Origin of the sequence: Streptomyces sp. NBC_00075, assembly GCF_045041225.1 — a bacterium.
Lineage (GTDB): Bacteria > Actinomycetota > Actinomycetes > Streptomycetales > Streptomycetaceae > Streptomyces > Streptomyces adonidis.
In genome coordinates this window covers 9078111-9098229 of sequence record NZ_CP108243.1, presented here as the reverse complement: position 1 = coordinate 9098229, position 20119 = coordinate 9078111, and the positions used below count along the sequence as shown (strand labels likewise).

General features: G+C 71.4%; 18 protein-coding genes and 1 tRNA gene. 8 read left to right on the top strand and 11 right to left on the bottom strand.

What is annotated here, in order from left to right; translation table 11 throughout:
- Window positions 1-149: 149 nt before the first annotated feature.
- Both OG787_RS39855 and OG787_RS39850 read left to right on the top strand, forming a co-directional pair.
- Entirely contained in the window at window positions 150-821 is a 672-nt protein-coding gene (locus OG787_RS39855) for a FadR/GntR family transcriptional regulator (protein WP_369037213.1), read from the top strand.
- A gap of 205 nt (window positions 822-1026) precedes the next feature.
- Window positions 1027-2022: a PAC2 family protein gene (locus OG787_RS39850; protein ID WP_369037212.1), complete on the top strand. Its 996-nt coding sequence runs from the start codon at window positions 1027-1029 to the stop codon at window positions 2020-2022.
- A 67-nt stretch (window positions 2023-2089) separates the two neighbouring features.
- Here OG787_RS39850 and OG787_RS39845 read toward each other — a convergent pair whose 3' ends face one another.
- Entirely contained in the window at window positions 2090-3055 is a 966-nt protein-coding gene (locus OG787_RS39845; protein WP_405538515.1) for an SMP-30/gluconolactonase/LRE family protein, read from the bottom strand.
- 181 nt (window positions 3056-3236) lie between these two features.
- Here OG787_RS39845 and OG787_RS39840 point away from each other — a divergent pair, with 181 nt between their 5' ends.
- The gene (locus tag OG787_RS39840) at window positions 3237-4916 is read left to right on the top strand and encodes a S8 family serine peptidase (RefSeq protein ID WP_405538514.1); all 1680 of its coding nucleotides are present in this window, start codon (window positions 3237-3239) and stop codon (window positions 4914-4916) included.
- 72 nt (window positions 4917-4988) lie between these two features.
- Here the strand turns inward: OG787_RS39840 and mshC are convergent, their stop codons facing one another.
- The 4 genes from mshC to OG787_RS39820 form a co-directional block, all read right to left on the bottom strand.
- A complete protein-coding gene (gene mshC / locus OG787_RS39835; protein WP_369037209.1) occupies window positions 4989-6218 on the bottom strand; it encodes a cysteine--1-D-myo-inosityl 2-amino-2-deoxy-alpha-D-glucopyranoside ligase in 1230 nt (409 codons plus the stop codon).
- 323 nt (window positions 6219-6541) lie between these two features.
- Complete coding sequence (locus OG787_RS39830) at window positions 6542-7384, bottom strand: SCO1664 family protein (protein WP_369037208.1); 843 nt, start codon at window positions 7382-7384, stop codon at window positions 6542-6544.
- Complete coding sequence (locus OG787_RS39825) at window positions 7348-7938, bottom strand: DUF3090 domain-containing protein (protein ID WP_369037207.1); 591 nt, start codon at window positions 7936-7938, stop codon at window positions 7348-7350. The genes OG787_RS39830 and OG787_RS39825 overlap by 37 nt, the downstream gene beginning before the upstream one ends.
- A 99-nt stretch (window positions 7939-8037) precedes the next feature.
- Complete coding sequence (locus OG787_RS39820) at window positions 8038-8724, bottom strand: histidine phosphatase family protein (protein ID WP_405538511.1); 687 nt, start codon at window positions 8722-8724, stop codon at window positions 8038-8040.
- Window positions 8725-8801: 77 nt separating this feature from the next.
- Between OG787_RS39820 and corA the strand changes: the two genes are divergently transcribed.
- Window positions 8802-9809, top strand: coding sequence for a magnesium/cobalt transporter CorA (gene corA / locus OG787_RS39815; protein ID WP_369037205.1), 1008 nt, complete (start codon window positions 8802-8804; stop codon window positions 9807-9809).
- A gap of 17 nt (window positions 9810-9826) precedes the next feature.
- Here the strand turns inward: corA and OG787_RS39810 are convergent, their stop codons facing one another.
- Complete coding sequence (locus tag OG787_RS39810; protein WP_369037204.1) at window positions 9827-10615, bottom strand: ferritin-like domain-containing protein; 789 nt, start codon at window positions 10613-10615, stop codon at window positions 9827-9829.
- Window positions 10616-10901: 286 nt separating this feature from the next.
- Window positions 10902-11957, bottom strand: a complete 1056-nt coding sequence (locus tag OG787_RS39805) for an LLM class F420-dependent oxidoreductase (protein ID WP_369037203.1) — start codon at window positions 11955-11957, stop codon at window positions 10902-10904.
- Window positions 11958-12305: 348 nt separating this feature from the next.
- Here OG787_RS39805 and OG787_RS39800 point away from each other — a divergent pair, with 348 nt between their 5' ends.
- On the top strand, window positions 12306-13289 hold the full coding sequence (locus OG787_RS39800) for an aldo/keto reductase (RefSeq protein ID WP_369034699.1): 984 nt from the start codon (window positions 12306-12308) through the stop codon (window positions 13287-13289).
- Window positions 13286-15466: a helix-hairpin-helix domain-containing protein gene (locus OG787_RS39795; protein ID WP_405538509.1), complete on the top strand. Its 2181-nt coding sequence runs from the start codon at window positions 13286-13288 to the stop codon at window positions 15464-15466. The genes OG787_RS39800 and OG787_RS39795 overlap by 4 nt, the downstream gene beginning before the upstream one ends.
- Before the next feature lie 96 nt (window positions 15467-15562).
- On the opposite strand, the gene OG787_RS39790 is transcribed toward OG787_RS39795, so the two are convergent.
- Window positions 15563-16279 (bottom strand): hypothetical protein, encoded by a 717-nt coding sequence (locus OG787_RS39790; protein ID WP_369034701.1) that lies wholly within the window; start codon window positions 16277-16279, stop codon window positions 15563-15565.
- 47 nt (window positions 16280-16326) lie between these two features.
- On the opposite strand from OG787_RS39790, the gene OG787_RS39785 reads away from it, so the two are divergent.
- Window positions 16327-16515, top strand: a complete 189-nt coding sequence (locus tag OG787_RS39785) for a DUF5703 family protein (protein WP_018549191.1) — start codon at window positions 16327-16329, stop codon at window positions 16513-16515.
- Between the two features lie 115 nt (window positions 16516-16630).
- On the opposite strand, the gene OG787_RS39780 is transcribed toward OG787_RS39785, so the two are convergent.
- The 3 genes from OG787_RS39780 to OG787_RS39770 all read right to left on the bottom strand — a co-directional run bounded on the left by OG787_RS39780 (window position 16631) and on the right by OG787_RS39770 (window position 19655).
- On the bottom strand, window positions 16631-17746 hold the full coding sequence (locus OG787_RS39780) for a chaplin (RefSeq protein WP_405538506.1): 1116 nt from the start codon (window positions 17744-17746) through the stop codon (window positions 16631-16633).
- A gap of 127 nt (window positions 17747-17873) precedes the next feature.
- The gene (chpH, locus tag OG787_RS39775; protein WP_369034703.1) at window positions 17874-18107 is read right to left on the bottom strand and encodes a chaplin ChpH; all 234 of its coding nucleotides are present in this window, start codon (window positions 18105-18107) and stop codon (window positions 17874-17876) included.
- Window positions 18108-18329: 222 nt separating this feature from the next.
- A complete protein-coding gene (locus OG787_RS39770) occupies window positions 18330-19655 on the bottom strand; it encodes a M20/M25/M40 family metallo-hydrolase (RefSeq protein WP_389357567.1) in 1326 nt (441 codons plus the stop codon).
- 188 nt (window positions 19656-19843) lie between these two features.
- On the opposite strand from OG787_RS39770, the gene OG787_RS39765 reads away from it, so the two are divergent.
- Window positions 19844-19928 (top strand) — tRNA-Leu (locus OG787_RS39765).
- Window positions 19929-20119 lie beyond the last annotated feature (191 nt).

The following is a 20119-nucleotide window of genomic DNA, read 5'->3' as shown; positions in this document are numbered from 1 at the left end:
CGGCAGCCCGCAGGTACGGTTCCGGCCACCCTTGGGGGACCCTCGTACGGGCTGACATCGCATTTTGTGTCCCGTTCAGCCCACTGAACCCCCATAATGGCCTGAGACATCGGATGTCTGAAAAGGTCTGAACGGCAGGGAGGCCCGCCATGGCAGTCACCGACGAGGCGATCGAGAAGATCAAGGGAATGATCGTCTCCGGGTCGCTGCGCCCCGGCGACCGACTGCCCAAGGAGAGCGAGCTGGCCGCCGAACTCGGCCTGTCCCGCAACTCCCTGCGCGAGGCGGTGCGCGCCCTGTCGCTCATCCGGATTCTGGACGTGCGGCAGGGCGACGGCACCTATGTCACCAGCCTCGATCCCCAACTCCTCCTCGAAGCACTGAGCTTCGTCGTCGACTTCCACCGCGACGACACGGTCCTGGAGTTCCTGGCCGTGCGCCGCATCCTGGAACCGGCCGCGACCGCGATGGCGGCGCTGCGCGTCAGCGAGCAGCAACTGGACGCGCTCTCCGCACAGCTGGACCGGCTGGGCGGTGCGCCGTCGGTGGAGGAACTGGTCGCCGCCGACCTGGAGTTCCACCGGGGGATCGTGCAGAGTTCCGGCAACTCGGTGCTCTGTTCCCTCCTCGACGGTCTGTCCGGGCCCACCACCCGGGCGAGGATCTGGCGCGGGCTGACCCAGGAGGACGCGGTCAGCCGCACCCTGCACGAGCACCGGGCGATCCTGGGCGCCCTGCGCGACCGGGACGCGGAGGCGGCGCGGTCGTGGGCGACGGTGCACATCGCGAGCGTCGAGCAGTGGCTGAGGTCGACCCTTTAGAGGGACCTTCGGGCGTACCCCTGAACGCACCCCGAACGCTCGGATGAATGTGAGGGGTGGTGCGGGGTGGCTCAGGGGTGGTGTTTCCGGGCGTCCATCGGGGCAGTGATCCGTTCACTCCCCCGTGCAAGGGGGCTGCGGGCGCCCCCGCCACACGCCGTAAGGTTGGGTGGTCAAACGAGGGCACGTCGGAAGGAGGCGCTGGGTGATCGAGCTGGAGGGGGTTCCCGAGCTGATCGACCCAGTCATGGTGGCCGCGTTCGAGGGTTGGAACGACGCCGGCGACGCCGCTTCCAGTGCGGTCGCGCATCTGGACCGGGAGTGGAAGGGCGAGGTGTTCGCGGCGCTCGACGCCGAGGACTACTACGACTTCCAGGTCAACCGCCCCACCGTGTGGCTGGACGCCGGCGTGCGCAAGATCACCTGGCCGACGACCAGGCTGTCGGTGGTCAGGGTGGGCGGCGACAAGCCCCGCGACCTCGTGCTGGTCCGGGGCATCGAGCCGTCGATGCGCTGGCGCTCGTTCTGCAACGAGCTGCTGGGCTTCGCGCACGAGCTGGGTGTGGAGCTGGTGGTGATCCTGGGCGCACTGCTCGGCGACACCCCGCACACCCGTCCGGTTCCGGTCAGCGGGGTCACGTCCGACGCGGATCTGGCCCAGCGGATGGACCTGGAGGAGACCAAGTACGAGGGCCCCACGGGCATCGTCGGCATCCTCCAGGAGGCGTGCACACACGCGGGCGTCCCGGCGGTCTCGCTCTGGGCGGCGGTCCCGCACTACGTCTCGCAGCCGCCCAACCCGAAGGCGACGCTGGCCCTCCTGAACCGCCTGGAGGACCTGATCGACGTCCGCATCCCGCTGGGCGAGCTGCCCGAGGACGCGCGCGCCTGGCAGGTGGGCGTGGACCAGCTGGCCGCCGAGGACAGCGAGGTCGCGGAGTACGTGCAGACGCTGGAGGAGGCCCGGGACACCGCCGAGCTGCCCGAGGCGACGGGCGAGGCGATCGCGCGCGAGTTCGAACGCTATCTGCGCCGCCGCGACGGCACCGGCCCCGGCCCGGCCCCCGGCGGCCACGCCACGGCGGACGGCACCGACAGCGCGTCGTACCTCCGCGACAACCCGGGCCCCCGCCCGAAACCGCAGCCGCCGAAACCGCCCCAGCTGCCGAGCACGGACGACGAGGACCCCCCGGAGGAGTGATCTTCCCGGACGGGAAGGGCCGGTGCGCACCACGCGCACCGGCCCTTCCGTCGTGTACGGGAGCCCGTCAGCGGTCGACGGCGACCACGGCGTACGTCGTCTCGGGCGTCGGCGTCGTCGAGAACCGGGCGTTGGGCAGATACAGCCGGTTCCGGTACGCGGCCACGGTGGTCGGCACATCGAAGTCCGGGTCGGTGATGCGCCGTTGGAAGACCCCGCTGCTCCCGTCCGGGGCGAGCGTGAACACGTCGATCGCGTTCTGCCGGTTCTGTACGACGTACAGCGTGCGCCCGATCAGCAGCAGGCCGTCGCCGTTGGTGAGCGGGGCCGCGTCGCCGAGCGCGACGAGCCTGGTGACCCCGGTGCGCGGGTCCACGCGGTGCAGTCCGCCGACCCCGGACTGGACGACGAGCAGTGCCTTTCCGTCGGGCGTGGCGGTGATCCCGTTGGCGTTGACGACCTCGCCGGCCACCTGGCTCCAGTCGCCGCTCAGGGTGATCCGTACGACGTCGTCGGCGCCCGGCAGCGCGCCGCCCCGGCCGAGCGGGAGGACGTACAGGGCCGGCTGGAAGGAGTCGGTGAAGATCGCCGCGCGCTTGGTCAGGAACACGTCGTTGGCGAAGGTGGGCGTCGCCGTGGTGAGGGTGTACGAGGCGAGGACGGCGCCGGTACGGGTGTCCACGACCCGGGCGCCCTGGGCGCGGGCGGAGACGAACAGCCGTCCCTGGCCGTCGAGTTTGAGCCCGACGGACGGGGTGCCGGGCCCGGCCGAGATGATCTCGCCGGCGCCGGTGCGCAGATCGGCCCGGTAGATCGAGCCGTCGCCGAGCGAGCCGAGATAGGCGTAGGGGCCGGTGCCGGTGGCTATGCCTTCCGGGCGGAAACCGTTCGGCAGGGGTATCAGGGTCGGCGGGGTCTGCGGGGAGGCGGCGGCCGGTGAGGCGACCAGGGCGGCGGAGACGGTGGCGGCTCCCGCGACGAGGAGTCCGCGGCGGCTGACTTGGCGTGCGAAGGAACCGTGTGTGGGTGCCACGGGGTTTCCTTCCAGGAAGGGACCGGCAGTTGGCCGGTCCTGCGGGTCAACTGACTCCGCCACCACATCACATGTCGACTCGCGCCACAGCCTGTCACAGTGAGTCGACAGCACCTCGACAGCAAGGACCACTGAACGACCCCTGTTTGGCACCCGCATGGACCGAAGGGAGCGGTTTGCGATGACCGACCAGGTACAGCCGGGATTCATCTGTCAGGGGACCGAGCAGGAGCTGATCGTCGTCGCCCGTCCCGAGGCCCGGCTGCGGGCCCGGCCCGACGGCGTACGTTCGGCCGCCGACGCCGATGTGTCGGCCCTCGGCAGGTTCCTCGGCGCCGAACAGCTCGTCCTGGAACCGCTGTTCGGCAGCGAGGAGCGCCTTCGGCGTTCGGGGAGCACAGGAGCGGCGGGTCTGCCCGACCTCGCGTTGTTCTACCGGGTGCGGGGCGGTGAGCGGCGCGTTCGTGAACTGCGGGCCGGGATCGCCGAGTTGCCGGGTATCGACACGGCGTATGTGAAACCGGGCGCCCTACCGGCCGCGTCGCGGACGACCGGAGCGGGCGCGGCGGAGGGCGTGACCGTGACTCCCGACCTCACCGGGCGTCAGGGCTACCTGAAGCCCGCGCCCGAGGGTGTGGACGCCCACTGGGCCTGGGAGCGGCCCGGCGGCACGGGCCGGGGCGTGACGGTGATCGACGTGGGAGGCGCCTGGCAGCTCGGCCACGAGGGGCTCGCCGCCAAGCTGACGGGCGTGGTCGCCGGGACCCCGCTGGCCGACCTGGCCTGGCGCAACCACGGTACGTCCGTGCTCGGCGTGCTCGGTGCCGACCGCGACGGGCCCGGCATCACCGGGATCGTCCCGGAAGCGGTGACGGCCGCCGCGTCCGTCCAGGGGCTCGGCACGGCCGCCGCGATCCACGCCGCCGCCGAACGGCTCGGCCCCGGGGACCTCGTCCTGGTCGGACTGCACCGGCCGGGACCGCGTTTCGGCTTCGCTCCCCGGGACGACCAGCGGGGCTGTATCGCCCTCGAATGGTGGCCGGACGACCACGCCGCCGTCCGCCACGCCACCGCCAAGGGCATCCTCGTGGTGGCCGCCGCGGGCAACGGCGCCGAGTCGCTGGACGACGGTGTGTACGAGCGCCGCCCGGCCGGGTTCCCGGAGTGGTGGCGCAATCCGTTCAACGTGTCCGACCCGTGCTCCGGCGCGGTCCTGGTCGGTGCGGGAGCCCCGCCGCCCGGCACCCACGGCCGCGATCACGGCCCCGACCGGTCCCGGCTGGCGTTCTCCAACCACGGGGCCCGCGTGGACGCACAGGGCTGGGGCGCCGAGGTCACGACCGCCGGCGGCCTACGGGACCGGCCGGGCGACCTGCGAGGCGGCCCCGAGGAGATCGCCTGGTACACGGACAGGTTCTCCGGGACCTCCGCCGCCGCCGCGACGGTGACCGGCGCCCTGGCCGCGCTCCAGGGCATGCTCAAGGCGGCGGCCCGGCCCCCGATGACCCCCGAGGGCGCCCGTACGGTGCTGCGGGCCACGGGATCCCCACAACGGGACGCTCCGGGCCGACCTGTGTCCCAGCGGATCGGCAGCAGGCCGGACATCAGGGCGGCGGTCACGCGTCTGCTGCCGGAGGCGGTCGGCTCGGGCCGCGCCGAGCGCTACTGGGACGAGCTGCTCCCCTACCCGCGCGAACTCCCGCCCAGACTCCGGCTGTTCGTGGCGGGTGCGTGGCGCAGCCTCGACCGTCCGTCCCCGGAGATCCGGCAGGCGGTGCACAGCGCGTTCGCGGGCGGGCGTCCGGACGTACGGGTGTGGTTCTCGGGCGAGGAGATCGTCGGCTTGGTGATCACGGGCTGAACGGGTTGGGCACAGGAGGGGCGCTGGGCGAATGACCCGCCCGGCGCCCCACCCCCGTATGGGTGCCCTCCGTTACAGCGCGACGCCCAGCAGGGCGTCCACTGCGCGGGAGACGACGCCGGGGGCGCCCTCGTCCGTACCGCCCTGCTCCGCCTGGAGGGCGGCCCAGCGGTCCACGGCGGCCAGGGCGGCCGGGGCGTCCAGGTCGTTCGCGAGGGCCTCGCGCAGCTCCTCGACGAGGGCGTCACCGGACGGCCCGTCGGGCCGGGACACAGCGGCCCGCCAGCGGCCGAGCCGCGCGACGGCGTCCGCCAGCACCTGGTCGGTCCACTCCCAGTTGTCCCGGTAGTGGTGGGCGAGCAGGGCGAGCCGTATCGCGGCCGGGTCGACGCCGTCGCGGCGCAGCGCGGACACGAAGACGAGGTTGCCCCGGGACTTCGACATCTTCTCGCCGTCGAGCGCGACCATGCCGGCGTGGACGTACGCCTTGGCCATGGGGAACTCGCCGGTCAGCACCTGGGCGTGCGAGGCACCCATCTCGTGGTGCGGAAAGGCAAGATCGGATCCCCCGCCTTGCACATCGAAGCCCATCCCGAGGTGGTCGAGGGCGATGGCGACGCACTCGATGTGCCATCCGGGGCGACCGCGGCCGAGCGAACCGCCGTCCCAGCTCGGCTCGCCTTCGCGGGCGGCCAGCCACAGCATCGGGTCGAGCGGGTTCTTCTTGCCGGGGCGGTCGGGGTCGCCGCCGCGCTCGGCGGAGAGCAGGCGCATCGCGGCGGAGTCCAGGTTGGACACCTTGCCGAAGTCGGGATCGGACTCGACGGAGAAGTAGACGTCCCCTTCGAGTTCGTAGGCGGCGCCCGCGTCCCGCAGCCGCTCGACGAGCGGGACGATGCCGGGTATCGCCTCTACGGCGCCGATGTAGTGCTTCGGGGGCAGCATCCGCAGGGCGGTCATGTCCTCCCGGAAGAGAGCGGTCTCCTTCTCGGCGAGCCCCACCCAGTCGATCCCGTCGCGCACGGCCCGCTCGAGGAGCGGGTCGTCGACGTCGGTGACGTTCTGGACGTAGTGAACCTGCCGCTTGGTGTCGAGCCACACGCGTTGGACGAGGTCGAACGCGTTGTAGGTCGCCGCGTGACCCATGTGGGTCGCGTCGTACGGGGTGATGCCGCAGACGTAGATACGGGCGACGGGACCGGGGTCGAGGGTGACGAGACCGCCGGTCGCGGTGTCGTGGATCCTCAGGTCGCGGCCCTGACCAGTCAGGGCGGGGACCTCGGAAGCGGGCCAGGCATGCATGTCATGAGCGTAACCGGACGGATGTTCCGTATACGAGCCGGACGGGGTCCAGATGGCCGGGAAGGGGCTCTTGCGAGATTCGTCTCAATGTCTTAGGTGCGGGGTGGTGGGGGTTGTTCGCGCAGTTCCCCGCGCCCCTGAAAGACCCGTCCGTCCCGATCCGTTCGGCTGCCGGCCGGTGGGGGCTGAGCGCGCCGTTCCCCGCGCCCCTAAAAAGCGTCCCCGCCCAGCCTGCGGGCATGCGTGCCGCTAGGGGCGGCACGGGTGGGCGCAGGCGGCACCCCGTGGACGCCGGGCTGCGTGACCCACCCCGACCCGCACCCTCACACCGGCGGCCATGGGATCGCCGGCCACTCGCCGCTCGGTTCCGGGTGCTTGCCGGACGACAGCAACGCCTCCACACGTACGCGCGTCGCGGCCACCTCGGCCGCAGTGATCAGTTCCGCCAGGCGGGTGCTCAGTGGTGCGCCCGGCTCCAGGCCGTCCCGCAGGGACTTGAGGACCGACACCGCCTCCGCGGGGAGCGGCTCCCCCGCCCAGCCCCACAGCAGCGTCCGCAGCTTGTTCTCCGCGTTGAAGGTGACCCCGTGGTCGATCCCGTACAGCCGCCCCGCCTCACCCGGCAGCAGATGCCCGCCCTTGCGGTCCGCGTTGTTGATCACCGCGTCCAGGACGGCCAGCCGCCGCAGGCGTTCGTCGTCGGCGTGAACCAGTAGTGCCGTCCTGCCCTCGCCCACCTCGGCGAAGCCGATCGCCTTCCAGCCGGGTCCGGGTTCGTCCCCCTCGACCAGGGCGAGCAACCGAGCCCCCGCATCCGCTTCCGCATCCGCGTCGATCCACAGCTGGCACATGCCCTCGCCGTACGGGCCCTCTCGCAGCACCGTCGGGGGGACCAGACCCCAGCCGGTCGCCTCGGAGACCTCGTACGCCGCCAGCTCGCGCTCGGCGAGGGTGCCGTCGGGGAAGTCCCACAGGGGGCGTTCACCTGCCACCGGCTTGTAGATGCAGGCGGCTTCCTGGCCCTCGTACGAGACCGTGCAGTACAGCGCCGCGTTCGACGCCTCGCTGATGCGCCCGCGTACGGTCAGCTCACCCTTGGCGAGCAGTTCGGCGGGCGTACGGGTGGCCGTCACGCTCCGCGGCGGTATCCGTTCTGGCGCGGACATACATGTCCTTCCGGGTCGAGCGGGAGGCTGCACAGGGGGCACGGCGGCCGGCCGGCGTTGACGACGTCCAGGGCCCGCTTGGCGAAGGCCCGGGCCTGCGCGCCGGTGAGGCGGACGCGCAGCATCGGGGGGCCGTTCTCCTCGTCCTGGAGGAGCCGCTCCTCGGCCTCCGCGAGGTCCTCCTCGGAGTCGGCGTCCAGCTCCACCAGGGCCTGCGCCTCGACGATCATGCGCTGCTCGTCGCCGTCCCAGGCGAGCGCCATGGTGCCGACCCGGAACTCCTCCTCGACGGGGGTGTCGAGGGGCCGGGTGTCGGACACCTCGGTGGGGGCGACGGCCGGGACGGGGGCGTTGCCCCCGCTACGGCGTACGACCTCGTCGAGCAGTTCGTCCATGCGTTCGGCGAGCGCGGCGACCTGGGTCTTCTCCAGGGCCACGCTGGTCACCCGGGGGCCTGCGGTGGCCTGGAGGAAGAACGTACGGCGTCCGGGCAGTCCGACCGTACCGGCTACGAAGCGGTCCGGAGGGTCGTAGAGGAACACCTGACGGGACACGTCCTGTCTCCATTGAATCGAATGAGAATGAACCTGAATCTAATGATTCTCGGCATCCGCGGGGCTGCCGCGACCGCTTCACCCTACTGCTGCCGACGATCACGGTGCGCCCGCACCACCCCCTACCGTCGCCTCCTCGCCAGGCGGTTCCTCGCGCGGCACCAGGGAGGCGAAATCGCCGGTGTCCCCGAGGCGAACGAGAAATGGCCTGAGACGGGTGTAACGGATCGCGGTGATGGAACACGGGTCTACGGACACCCGCTGGAAGAGGTCGAGATGGAGCCCGAGCGCGTCGGCGACAAGGGACTTGATGATGTCGCCGTGGGAGCACATGAGGTAGACGGCGTCGGAGCCGTGATGGGCCTCCACGCGCGCGTTCCACTCGCGTACGGCTTCGGCGGCGCGCGTCTGCATGGCCCGCATGGACTCACCGCCGGGGAACGCGGCGGCGGTCGGATGGCTCTGGACGACCTGCATCAGGGGTTCGTCCATCAGTTCGGCGAGTTTGCGCCCGGACCAGTCCCCGTAGTCGCACTCCGAGATCCGCTCCTCGGTGTGCGCGCGCAGCTCCGGCCGGGCGTCGAGCAGGGGCCTGACCGTCTCCTGGCAGCGCTGAAGCGGGCTGGTGACGACCTCCGAGATGGGCAGCTCGGCGAGCCTCCCGGGCAGCGCGGCGGCCTGCGCGGCACCCCGTTCGTCGAGGGCGACGCCGGGCGTACGGCCGGCGAGCACCCCGGAGGTGTTGGCGGTGGAACGTCCGTGCCGGACGAGGATCAGCGTGGGCATGCGGACCAGCGTAGGCGTACGGCTTCCAGTGGTACGCGGGAGTGCGTCTCCGGCCGGACGACGGGAGAATACGCACCGTGATCGTCGACTGCGCCATCTACCGCGACGGACGCCGGACGGAGGGTCCCGAGGACTTCTCCGACGCCCTCGACGAGTGCCGCACGGGCCGGTCGTCCGGGGACGCCTTCGTCTGGGTCGGGCTGTACGAGCCCACGGAGAACGAGTTCGAGCGGGTCACCGAGGAGTTCGGACTGCACCCCCTGGCCGTCGAGGACGCCCTCAACGCGCATCAGCGGCCGAAGCTGGAGGTGTACGACGACTCGCTGTTCGTGGTGCTCAAGCCGGTCGGGTACGAGCCGAAGGCCGACATCGTCTCCTCCGGCGAGATCATGGTCTTCATCGGCGATTCCTTCGTCGTGACCGTGCGGCACGGCCTGGAGGCGCCCCTGGCCGCCGTACGGCACCGACTGGAGGCGGAGCCCGAGATGCTCCGGCACGGCCCCACGGCGGTGCTGTACTCGATCGCCGACGCCATTGTCGACCACTACGTGGAAGTGGCGGACGAGCTGGGCACCGACCTGGAGGAGCTGGAGGCGGAGGTGTTCTCGCCGTCCGGCGGGGGCTCGCGCCACACGGCGTCCCGCATCTACACGTTCAAGCGCCAGATCCTGGAGTTCCGCCGCGCCACCGGCCCGCTGGCGGCGCCCCTCGGCAGGCTCTCGGGCACGGGCCTGTTCGGCGCGCGGGTGCCTTTCGTCCACGAGAAGGCCGAGCCCTTCTTCCGGGACGTCAGCGACCACCTCACGCGCGTGAACGAGTCCGTGGAGGGCCTGGACCGCCTGGTCTCCGACGTGCTGTCGGCCCATCTCGCGCAGATGAGCGTCCGGCAGAACGACGACATGCGGAAGATCTCCGCGTTCGCCGCCATGGCCGCGATCCCCACGATGGTCGCCGGGATCTACGGCATGAACTTCGACCACATGCCGGAGCTGCGCTGGGCGTGGTCGTATCCGGCGCTGATCGTGGCGATGGCGGTGGTGGAGGTCCTGCTGTACCGGATGTTCAAGCGGAGGGGCTGGCTGTAGGGCCGTAAGACTGTTGCTCAGGCGAACTCGGGGGCCGTGGTCGCCGGGCCGCCCAGCGCGTTCCGGCGTTCGGGCATCCGCAGGGAGACCATGCGGCGCCAGCCGACGGCGCGCTCGTAGGCGTACACCGCGCGGATGCCCGCCGCGAGGACGGCCGCCTTGGGACGCGGCCAGCCGAGGACGCGCCCCATGTGGGACATGACCGCGAGGCTGACGTCCCGGTAGACGCGGATCTCGGCGAGCGCGCACTCTCGCAGCGTGCGCTGGATGGCGCGGCCGTGTCCGGCGGCGGTGAAGCGCAGGAGTTCCTCGTGGCAGTAGGCGAGGTGGTTGTCCTCGTCGTTGGAGATCATCCGTACCGCGCGGCCGAGGTCGGGGTGGTCGCCGAAGTACTTGCGCAGCAGGTCCATCTCCTCGGAGGCGCGCTGCTCGGTGACACGGCTGTGGGCGAGGTAGGTGACGATGTCCTGCACGGTCAGCGGTTCTTCGCCCTTGAGCTTCTCGTGCGCGAGGCCGATGCCCCGCCGTTCCAGCAGCATCGTGTAGTCGGTGTCGGCCGGGACGTCGACGGGCTGGAGGCCGCGCTTCTTCATGAGGGCGTTGAAGATCCGCCCGTGCTTGTCCTCGTCCGCGCCATGGCGGGTGATCTTGGGGGCGAGGGCGCGTTCGTCCGCCGGGACGAGCGCGGCGATACGGGCGTTCTCCCAGCCGCCCTGTGACTCACCGCTGGCCGCGATGGAGCAGAAGAGACGGAAGGAATCGTCGTTGTCGAGGATCTCCTGGAACAGACTCCTGGCCGAAAGCATCAGAGGCACCTCTCGCAGTTCCGCGTTCTGGAGGGTTCCGCAAAGAACCAGTCAAAGAAACCAGTCGAAGTACGAGTCAAATGCGGTGCCAGGGACGCTGCAACAGCTGTGTCGGACAACTCCGCCAAAAGGAGGACCAGGAGGGGCGCGTCGGGACGTAAGTGCGAGGGTGTGGAGGGTGTGCGGGGCGTAACCGCGGGGCCGCCGACGCGTTGTGCTCCGTGACGGCCGTGGCGGGGAAGACCCCCGAGCCCCCACCACGGCCGCGGAACTTTCCTACGGCTGTCTACGCCAGTCCGGCACGCTCCAGGGCGTCGGTGCCCGCCCGGAGCGAGGCGATCCGCTCGTCGAGCGTGAAGCCGGCCGGGGCGAGGGTCAGCGTGGTGACACCGGCGGCCGCGTAGGCGCGCATCCGGTCGGCGATGCGGTCCACCGAGCCGAGCAGCGTCGTCTGGTCGATCAGGTCGTGCGGAATGGCGGCCGCGGCGCCCGTCTTGTCGCCGGACAGGTACTTGTCCTGGATCTCGGCGGCCTCCTTCTCGTACCCCATGCGCTGGGCGAGCTGGTTGTAGAAGTTCTGCTTACGGCTGCCCATGCCGCCCACGTACAGGGCGGTGTACGGCCGGAAGGTGTCGGCGAGCGTGGCCACGTCCTTGTCGTCCCCGACGGCGAGCGGGAGGGTGGGACAGACGTCGAACCCCTCCAGAGTCTTCCCGGCCTTCTCGCGCCCGGCGCGCAGGTACTGGATCGCGGTGTCCTCGATGTGCGCGGCGGACGGGAAGATCAGCAGCGCGCCGTCGGCGATCTCGCCGGTCTGTTCGAGGTTCTTCGGGCCGATCGCGGCGATGTAGAGCGGGATGTGCTCGCGCTCGGGGTGGACGGTCAGCTTGATGGGCTTGCCCGGGCCGCCGGGCAGCGGCAGTGTCCAGTGCTCGCCGTCGTGGGAGAGCCGCTCGCGGCTCATCGCCTTGCGTACGATCTCCACGTACTCGCGGGTGCGGGAGAGCGGCTTGTCGAACTTGACGCCGTACCAGCCCTCGGAGACCTGGGGTCCGGAGACGCCGAGGCCCAGGCGGAACCGGCCGCCGGAGAGCGAGTCGAGCGTCGCGGCGGTCATCGCGGTCATCGCGGGCTGGCGGGCCGGGATCTGGAAGATGGCCGAGCCGACGTCGATGCGTTCGGTCTGGGCGGCGACCCAGGTGAGTACGGTGGCGGCGTCCGAGCCGTAGGCCTCGGCGGCCCAGCAGACGGCGTATCCGAGCCGGTCGGCCTCCTGGGCGACGGCCAGATTGTCCGCGTCCATTCCGGCGCCCCAGTAGCCGAGGTTGATCCCGAGCTGCATGGCCGATTCCCCTTACCGATCAGTAACGTCCCTTGTGCGACCGACACTAGCGTGTGGACGCGGGGATGTCGGTGGGGCGTACATCTCGCTGACCGGGAGTTCGGGGACCCCTGAAGCCCCTCGCCCCCGCCGCCCCTACCCGTCCCATCCCTGGGGGCTGCGCCCCCAGACCCCCCTTTGTCCTCAAACGCCGGACGGGCTGGGGATTCAGCCCCTCCGGCGTTTGAGGAGCGGGGGTTCGGGGGCAGCGCCCCCGAGGATGGGACGGGTAGGGGCGGCGGGGGCGAGGGAAAACCGTTGTCCACAGGCAACACACTCGGCCAGTTCTGGCCAGTAATCTCGGCGTTCATGGAGCAGAGGCATCTCGGCCGTACCGGCCTGCGTGTGTCCCGGATCGGACTCGGCACCCTGACCTGGGGTCGGGACACGGACGAGCACGACGCCGCGGACCTGTTGAAAGCGTTCTGGGAAGCAGGCGGAACCCTCGTCGACACCGCGGACGTGTACGGCGACGGAGAGGCCGAGTACCTGCTCGGACAGCTCATGGAAGGGCTCGTACCCCGCCGCGACCTGGTCATCTCGACCAAGGCCGGCAGCGTCCCCGACCCCGACCGCCGCGTCGACGGCTCCCGCGGCCACCTCCTCGCCGCCCTCGACGCCTCCCTCGCCCGCCTCGGCACGGACTACGTCGACGTCTGGCACATCCACGCCTACGACCCCGACACCCCCCTGGAGGAGACCCTCCAGGCCCTCGACCTCGCCGTCAGCAGCGGCCGCGCCCGATACGCCGGCGTCTCCAACTTCTGCGGCTGGCAGCTCGCCAAGGCCGCCACCTGGCAGCTCGCGGCACCGGGCATACGCACGCGGCTGTCCAGCACCCAGCTCGAGTACTCGCTGCTCCAGCGCGGCGTCGAACGCGAGGTGCTCCCCGCCGCCATCGACCTCGGGATCGGGCTCCTGCCCTCCTCGCCGCTCGGGCGCGGCGTCCTCACCGCCAAGTACCGCAACTCCACCCCCGTGGACTCCCGGGGCGCCTCGGAACACCTGGCGCCCTTTGTCGCGCCGTACCTCGACGACACGGCCGGCCGGATCGTGGACGCGGTGCAGACCGCGGCGGACGGACTGGCGGTGACGCCGTTGCAGGTGGCGCTCGCCTGGATCCGCGACCGGCCCGGCGTGGCCGCCCCCATCGTCGGCGCGCGCAACGCGCAGCAGCTCACGGCCGCATTGTCAGTGGAGACCCTTAGTCTTCCTGACGAGATCTGCCGGGCGCTCGACGATGTGTCAGCGCCCGTGCACCGCTATCCCGATCACGACTGGAGCACGCTGTGACCACGGAGCCCGACACCACGGAGGAAGCCGAGCCGGGGACCCCGGGCGCCGCCGAGGACGCTGCCGAGGACTCGGCGGCGGACGACTCGTCGGCCGAGCAGGCCACGGACACCGAGAAGGGCGCGGACAGCGCCTCCGCGCAGCCGTCCGAGGCCGAGGCCGAACTTGCCGCGCAGCGGGAGCTTCGGGAGCGGATCGAGCGGCGCAAGGCCGAGAAGCAGGGGCCGATCGAGAGCGGCGCCAAGCTCAGCGGTACGGCGGCCGATCTGATGGCTGCCGTACGGGCCGTGGAGAGCGGGGAGAAGCCCGCTGCGGCCATCGCCTTCCGCGCCGCCCCCGAGGCCAGGCCCACCCCCGCTCCTGCCCCCGCCGCTCGCCCCCCGGCCTCGCCCACCCCCGTCGCCGGCGACATCGCGCCCGCGCCCGAAGCCGTCGAGGCCGTGCGGGGCGTCCTGGTCGAAGGGGGCGCGCCGGACACGCTCGCGTCGCAGGTCGTCTCGGTGCTGGGTGAGGGAGCCGATGGGCAACTGCGCGCCGATCCCTGGCAGTTGCTCCGGGTCGCCGGGGTGCGGCCCGAACAGGCCGACGGGTTCGCGCGGGCGCTGCTCGGCGCCGAGTGCGGTCCTGACGACGAGCGGCGGGGCCGGGCGGTCACCGTGTGGCTGCTGGAGCAGGCCGCCCTGGCCGGACACACCGTCCTGGACGCCGCCGCGCTCACCGCGGCCCTCACCCAGCGCAGCGTGCCCGACCCGGAGACGGCCGTACAGAGCACGGTCGCGGAGGGCGAGGCCCTGGAGTTCCAGGACGCGGTCGAGGAAGCCGCCGGGCGCGCCGCGGAAGCTGTGAAAGCTGCGGAAGAGGAGGGCGACGAGGACCCGGAGCGGCCCGTCCGCGTCCTCATCGGGCTGGAGCGGTACGCGCTCGCCGAGGAGAGTCTCGCCGACGGGCTGGCCCGGATCGTCAACTCGCTGCCCAAGGAGGCGTCCGAGGACTGGGAGTCGGCGGCCGGGGCTTCGGGCGCCGGTTCGGCGGCCGAGTTGGTCCGGGCCGTCGCCGGGCACGGGCTCGTGCTGCACACCGGCGGTGACGCGGCGCGCGCCGAACCGGCCGCCCTCGTCACCGCGGCCCGATCCCTGGGCCTGCGGGTCTGCGCGGCAACGCACACGACCGGCGGCCGCCGCCGTTTCGCGGCGCTTCTCCCGTCCGAGGACGACGACTCGGACTCTGTCGTCACCGTCGCCGGGCTGCTCGGCGGGAGCGAAGGGCCCGGGCGGGACTCCGACGGGGCGTTCCGGCTCGATCTGCTGGTAGTGCTGGACGCGCCGCAGCTCGACGTGGAGAGCGCGGCGATGGTCGTGGAGTCGCTGCCCGACGGGGCCAGGCTGGTGCTGAGCGGTGATCCGGCGGTGCTGTGGTCGGCCGGTCCCGGGCGGGTCTTCGCCGATCTGTTCGCCGCACGCGCGTGCCCGCACATCGTCTCGCGCACGCCCGATCCCGGCCCGATCGGCGAACTCGTCTCGGGTGTCTCCGTCGGTGAACTCACCCAGGTCGAGGCGCCCGGCAAGGAGGTCGTGATCGTCCCCGTGCGGGACGCGGGCGAGGCGGTGCACCGGACCGTGCAGCTCGTCGCGGACTCGGTGCCCAGGGCGCTCGGCGTCCCGGCCGAGCAGACCCAGGTGATCACGCCGGGGCACGGCGGCGCGGCCGGCACGCGCGCGCTGAACGCCGCGCTCAAGGAGCGGCTGAACCCCGGTCCGGGCCGCTTCGGCGGCTTCGACCCCGGTGACCGGATCGCGTACTCGCCCGCGCCGGGGCGGACGGTGCCCGGGCAGGTCGTCAAGGCCGACGCGGAGGGGCTGCACCTGGAGTGCGGCGGCGCCCCCGTCGTCGTACCGAAGGAGCGGGTCGAGCAGAGCGTGCGGCACGGGTGGGCGCTCACCGCGCACCAGGCGGTCGGGCTGCACTGGCCGGCCGCCGTCGTGGTGCTGCCCGGGGACGCGGCCCCGGCGCTGACCCGGCCCTGGGTCTACACGGCCTTCGGCCGCGCGGAGCGCCACCTCTCCGTGGTGCACGGCGTGGACCAGGCACTCCCCCGCGCGGTCGCGGAGGTCCCGGCGAAGGCCCGTACGACACGGCTGCCGGGCCTGCTCAGGGCCCAGGTCCCGCCGGCCGGCTGAGCTGACCGCCGACGAACGACGACGGCGGTCACGAGAAGCCCTGCCTCCCGTGACCGCCGCGCCCTCAGCCTCAGCCTCAGGACGACCGATCGCCGCCTAGCGATCGGCGTCCAGTGGTTCCAGGTCCTCGTCCTCGTCGAGGCTCACCGCCACCAGCTCCGGCTCGAGTTCGTCCTCCAGGAGGTCGTCCTCGTCGATGATGTCGTCGCCCTCGTCGTCGAAGACCGCGCTGACGTCGAAACGGCAGACCACCCGCTCCGCGTCGACCTGGTCGAAGGGGGCCTCCAGCCACTCGCCGGGGTCGGTCGCCTCGTCCGCGGCCGTCACCCACAGTGTGGAGTCCGCCTCCTCCAGGCCGAACTCCTTGTGCCGGGAGGCGATCTCGTCCGGCTCGAACTCGCCGAACAGGATGCCCAGGGCCCCGTGCACCGTCCCGGAGGCCTCCACACCCGTGCCGTCGTCGTCCACGGCCTCCACCCGCTGTGCCTGCGCCAGCAGCCGCTGCGGCTCCACCACCGCGTAGTCGCGGCGGATGAGCACACTCAGCGCGTTCGGCTCCTCGGGCCCCGCGTACGGCGGCAGCGCGTCGTCCGATCCGGGGATCTCGAAGGGGGTGACCTCGTCATAACGGTCGTAGAGCAGCTCGTCGTACACCTCGGCGGCCGCGGCCAGCTGGTTGAACGCCTCGTAGACATCGGGGTCGTCCTCCCCCGACCGGCGTTCGACCGCCGCCAGGTGGCGGTCGAGCGCGGTCTTGACCGCCTCGGCGGCGGCGCGTACCTCGGCAGCGGTGGGCTGCGCAGCATCAGACATAGTGCAGACGCTATCCGTACCGGGCCTCTGCCCGCACAATAGATGCGATGCCGGAATACGAATTTGTCGACGTGTACGTACCACGCGGGGTCACCCGCAAGGAAGCCACACGCCTGCTGACGGACCATGCCGAGTACGGACACTGGGAGTTGGACCGACTGAGCCTGCTGCGCGACGGCAGCCGCAGGGTGCGGTTGCGTCGTCGGATCATTCGCCAGGTGCGCGCCACATGGTGAGCTGACACGGTCGAAACGGAGCGGGCCCCGCGTCTGCGGGGCCCGCTCCGTTCAGTACGCCGCCGGATGACCGCGCGGCGGTTTCCTCCTGTTCGTACGGAATTTCCGTACGGGTCTACGCCTGGGGGCGTGCCTTGCGGTAGAGGACGGTGCCCGCGAGCAGCATGCCCGCGCCCACCGGCAGGGCGACACCCAGCGGCAGGTCACCGCCGGTGTGCGCGAGCTGCGCGGCGGCCCGGGGCTGCGGAACGGTCCGCGCACCGCTCTGGTCGACGTACAAGGAGTCGGCCGGAGGCGTCACGCCGTTCGGGGAACTGGGCGGCGTGAGCGGCGGCCCGGGCCGTGCGGGGCCGCCCGGAAGCTGGGGGCTTTCCGGCTGGTGCGGCTGCTGGGGCGGCTGCGGCTGGTTGGGCTGCTCCGGGCCGGCCGGGGGCGGGGCCTCCTCGCCGTACCCCGGAGGCGGCGTCTCCTCACCGTAACCGGGGGGTGTGCCCGGGTGGCCGGTCTCAGGAGGGGGTGCCGGGTGGCCGCCGCCCGAGTCGTCCCCGGTGTTCGAGCAGTCGTTGCCCAGCGACGGGTTCAGCAGACCGACGACGTCGATGGTGTTGCCGCAGAGGTTGACCGGTGCGTCGACCGGCGCCTCCACGTGGTTGCCGGACCCGACGCCCGGCGAGTCGGTGGCGTATCCGCCGGCGTACGAGCCCTCCCAGCCGCTCCAGTCGGCCCAGTCGGCGGAGCCGCCCGGACTGCCCGGGTACCCGAAGCCACCCGGGGTGCCCGAGTCGCCGTACCCACCCGGGCCACCGTGACCGCCATAGCCGTCGTACCCGCCGTACCCGCCGGGTGAGCCGTGGCCGCCGTACCCTCCGTCCTCGCCGTACCCGCCGGACGAGCCGTGGCCGCCCTGGCCGCCATGGCTGCCCTGGTTCCCGTGGTTGCCGTGTCCGCCCGGTGTGCCGTTACCGCCGCCGCCCTTGCCGCCACCGCCGCCGTTGGCACACTTGTTGCCCATCGCCGGGTTGAGCAGACCGACGACGCTCACGGTGTTCCCGCAGGCGTTGACCGGCACGCTCACCGGTGCGCTCACCGTGTTGCCGGACAGCACACCGGGTGAGTTGGAGGTGGCGCCGTTCGCACCCGAGTCGGCATGCGCCTGGGCGCCGCCGGCGGCGGCCATCACGCCTGTCGCGGCCGCCACGGTCATCAGGCCCTTGCGCGTGACCTCTCGCATTCCTGCATCCCTGCCTTCAAGTGATGTGTCGTGAAACGACCTGTCGGCCCCGGAACGCATGGCGCGTTCCGGGGCCGACAGGCTCAGACTCGCTGGGAGTCAGAACCTCACGAAGTGAGGCGCAGCATCAGTGGTTGACGCAGGTGTTGCCGAAGGCGGGGTTCAGCAGCCCGATCACGGAGATCGTGTTGCCGCAGACGTTCACCGGGACGTGAACGGGAACCTGAACAACGTTGCCGGACAGGACACCCGGGGAGTGCACGGCAGCACCCTGGGCACCCGCGTCGGCGACGGCCAGGCCCGCACCCGCGAGAACCAGACCACCAGTGGCAGCCGCAGCGGCGACGACCTTCTTGATCATTATTCCTCCTTGTTGGCAATGCGATCCCGAGTAGCGGACCGCATCACCAGTAACGAGGAGGGGGCATTAGGGCTACGACCGTATGAGCGCCTTCACTCTTCTCAGTCAGTTACGCACATGCGGACGATTATTGGAGTGTCGTTCAATCGGGTAATTCCGGGCGCACGGAAGGGAGAGCGGAGGGAGTTCGAAGGCCCCAATGGCACGGAGACTGCACGGAATTCAGGAAGCCTCGATGAAACGGTCGAGCACCCGCACCCCGAACTTCAGCGCGTCGACCGGCACACGTTCGTCAACACCGTGGAACATGCCCGCGAAGTCCAGCTCCGGCGGCAGCTTCAGCGGAGCGAAGCCGAAGCAGCGGATACCGAGGTCCGCGAAGGACTTGGCGTCGGTACCGGCCGAGAGCATGTAGGGCACGGCGCGGGCGATCGGGTCCTCGGCGACCAGCGCGGTCTGCATGGCGTCCACGAGAGCTCCGTCGAAGGAGGTCTCCAGGGCCTTGTCGGCGTGCACGTCCTCGCGCTTCACGTTCGGGCCGAGGATGCGGTCCAGGTCGGCGAGGAACTCCTCCTCGTAGCCGGGCAGATAGCGGGCGTCGACGTGCGCGGTGGCCTGGCCGGGAATGACGTTGACCTTGTAACCGGCGCCCAGTTGGGTCGGGTTAGCGGTGTTCTGCAGCGAGGCGCCGATCAGCTTGGCGATACCGCCGAGCTTGGCGAGCGTCGCGTCCATGTTCTCGGGGTCCAGTTCGGTGCCGAGCGCGTCGCCGAGTTCGTCGAGGAAGTGGCGGAGCGTCTTGGTGACGCGGACCGGGAACTTGTGCCGGCCGAGGCGTCCGACGGCCTCCGACAGTTCGGTGATCGCGTTGTCCTTGTGGATCATCGAACCGTGCCCGGCGGTGCCGTCGACGGTCAGCTTCATCCAGTGCATGCCCTTCTGGGCCGTCTCCACGAGATACAGCCGCAGCTTCTCGTTGACGGTGAAGGAGAATCCGCCGACCTCGCCGATCGCCTCGGTGACGCCCTCGAAGAGATCCGGGTGCTTGTCGACGAGGTGCCGCGCGCCCCACGTACCGCCCGCCTCCTCGTCCGCGAGGAAGGCGAGGACGATGTCGCGCGGGGGCTTGCGGCCGGTGCGCAGCCGGTCGCGGACGACCGCGAGGGTCATCGCGTCCATGTCCTTCATGTCGACGGCCCCACGGCCCCACACACAGCCGTCCGCGATCTCCCCGGAGAACGGGTGATGCGTCCAGTCGGCCGCGTTGGCCGGTACGACGTCGGTGTGGCCGTGGATGAGCAGTGCCGGCCGGGACCGGTCCTCCCCCTCGATGCGCGCCACGGTGGAGGCGCGTCCCTTGTGCGACTCGAAGATCTGCGGCTCAAGGCCCACCTCGGCGAGCTTCTCGGCGACGTACTCGGCGGCCTTGCGTTCGCCGGGTCCCGAGTGGTCGCCGAAGTTGCTGGTGTCGATCTGGATGAGTTCGCGGCAGAGGTCCACGACCTCGTCCTCGCCGGTGACGCCCCTGGTCGTGTCCGTCCCGCTCACGGTGCTACCTCCCACTGTTCCTGCTGGTGGTCCTCCCCCATCCTCTCGCTCCCACCCGGTGCGCCCCAAGACCGGGCGGGGTCCGTCACACACCGTTCACGCGGCGACAGGGGGTGATCGGCCACCCCCGAAAGCCTGGTAATGTTTCCCTCGTCGCCACGGGGGGAACCCCGCGCGACAGACACCTTGTCCGGGTGGCGGAATGGCAGACGCGCTAGCTTGAGGTGCTAGTGCCCTTTATCGGGCGTGGGGGTTCAAGTCCCCCCTCGGACACTCATTGAGCAGTCATCGAAACCCCACTTCACGTGGGGTTTTCTGCTTTTCCCTGGCGTGGTGGACGCGCTGGAGGCGCGCGCCGTCGGCCGGGATATCGTGATCGTCGATCTGGCCCGGACCGAACGCAGAAACGATTCCGTGCCCGTTGATCCACCGCCCCAGTGCCCGGCGCTCCAGTACCCGGTGGG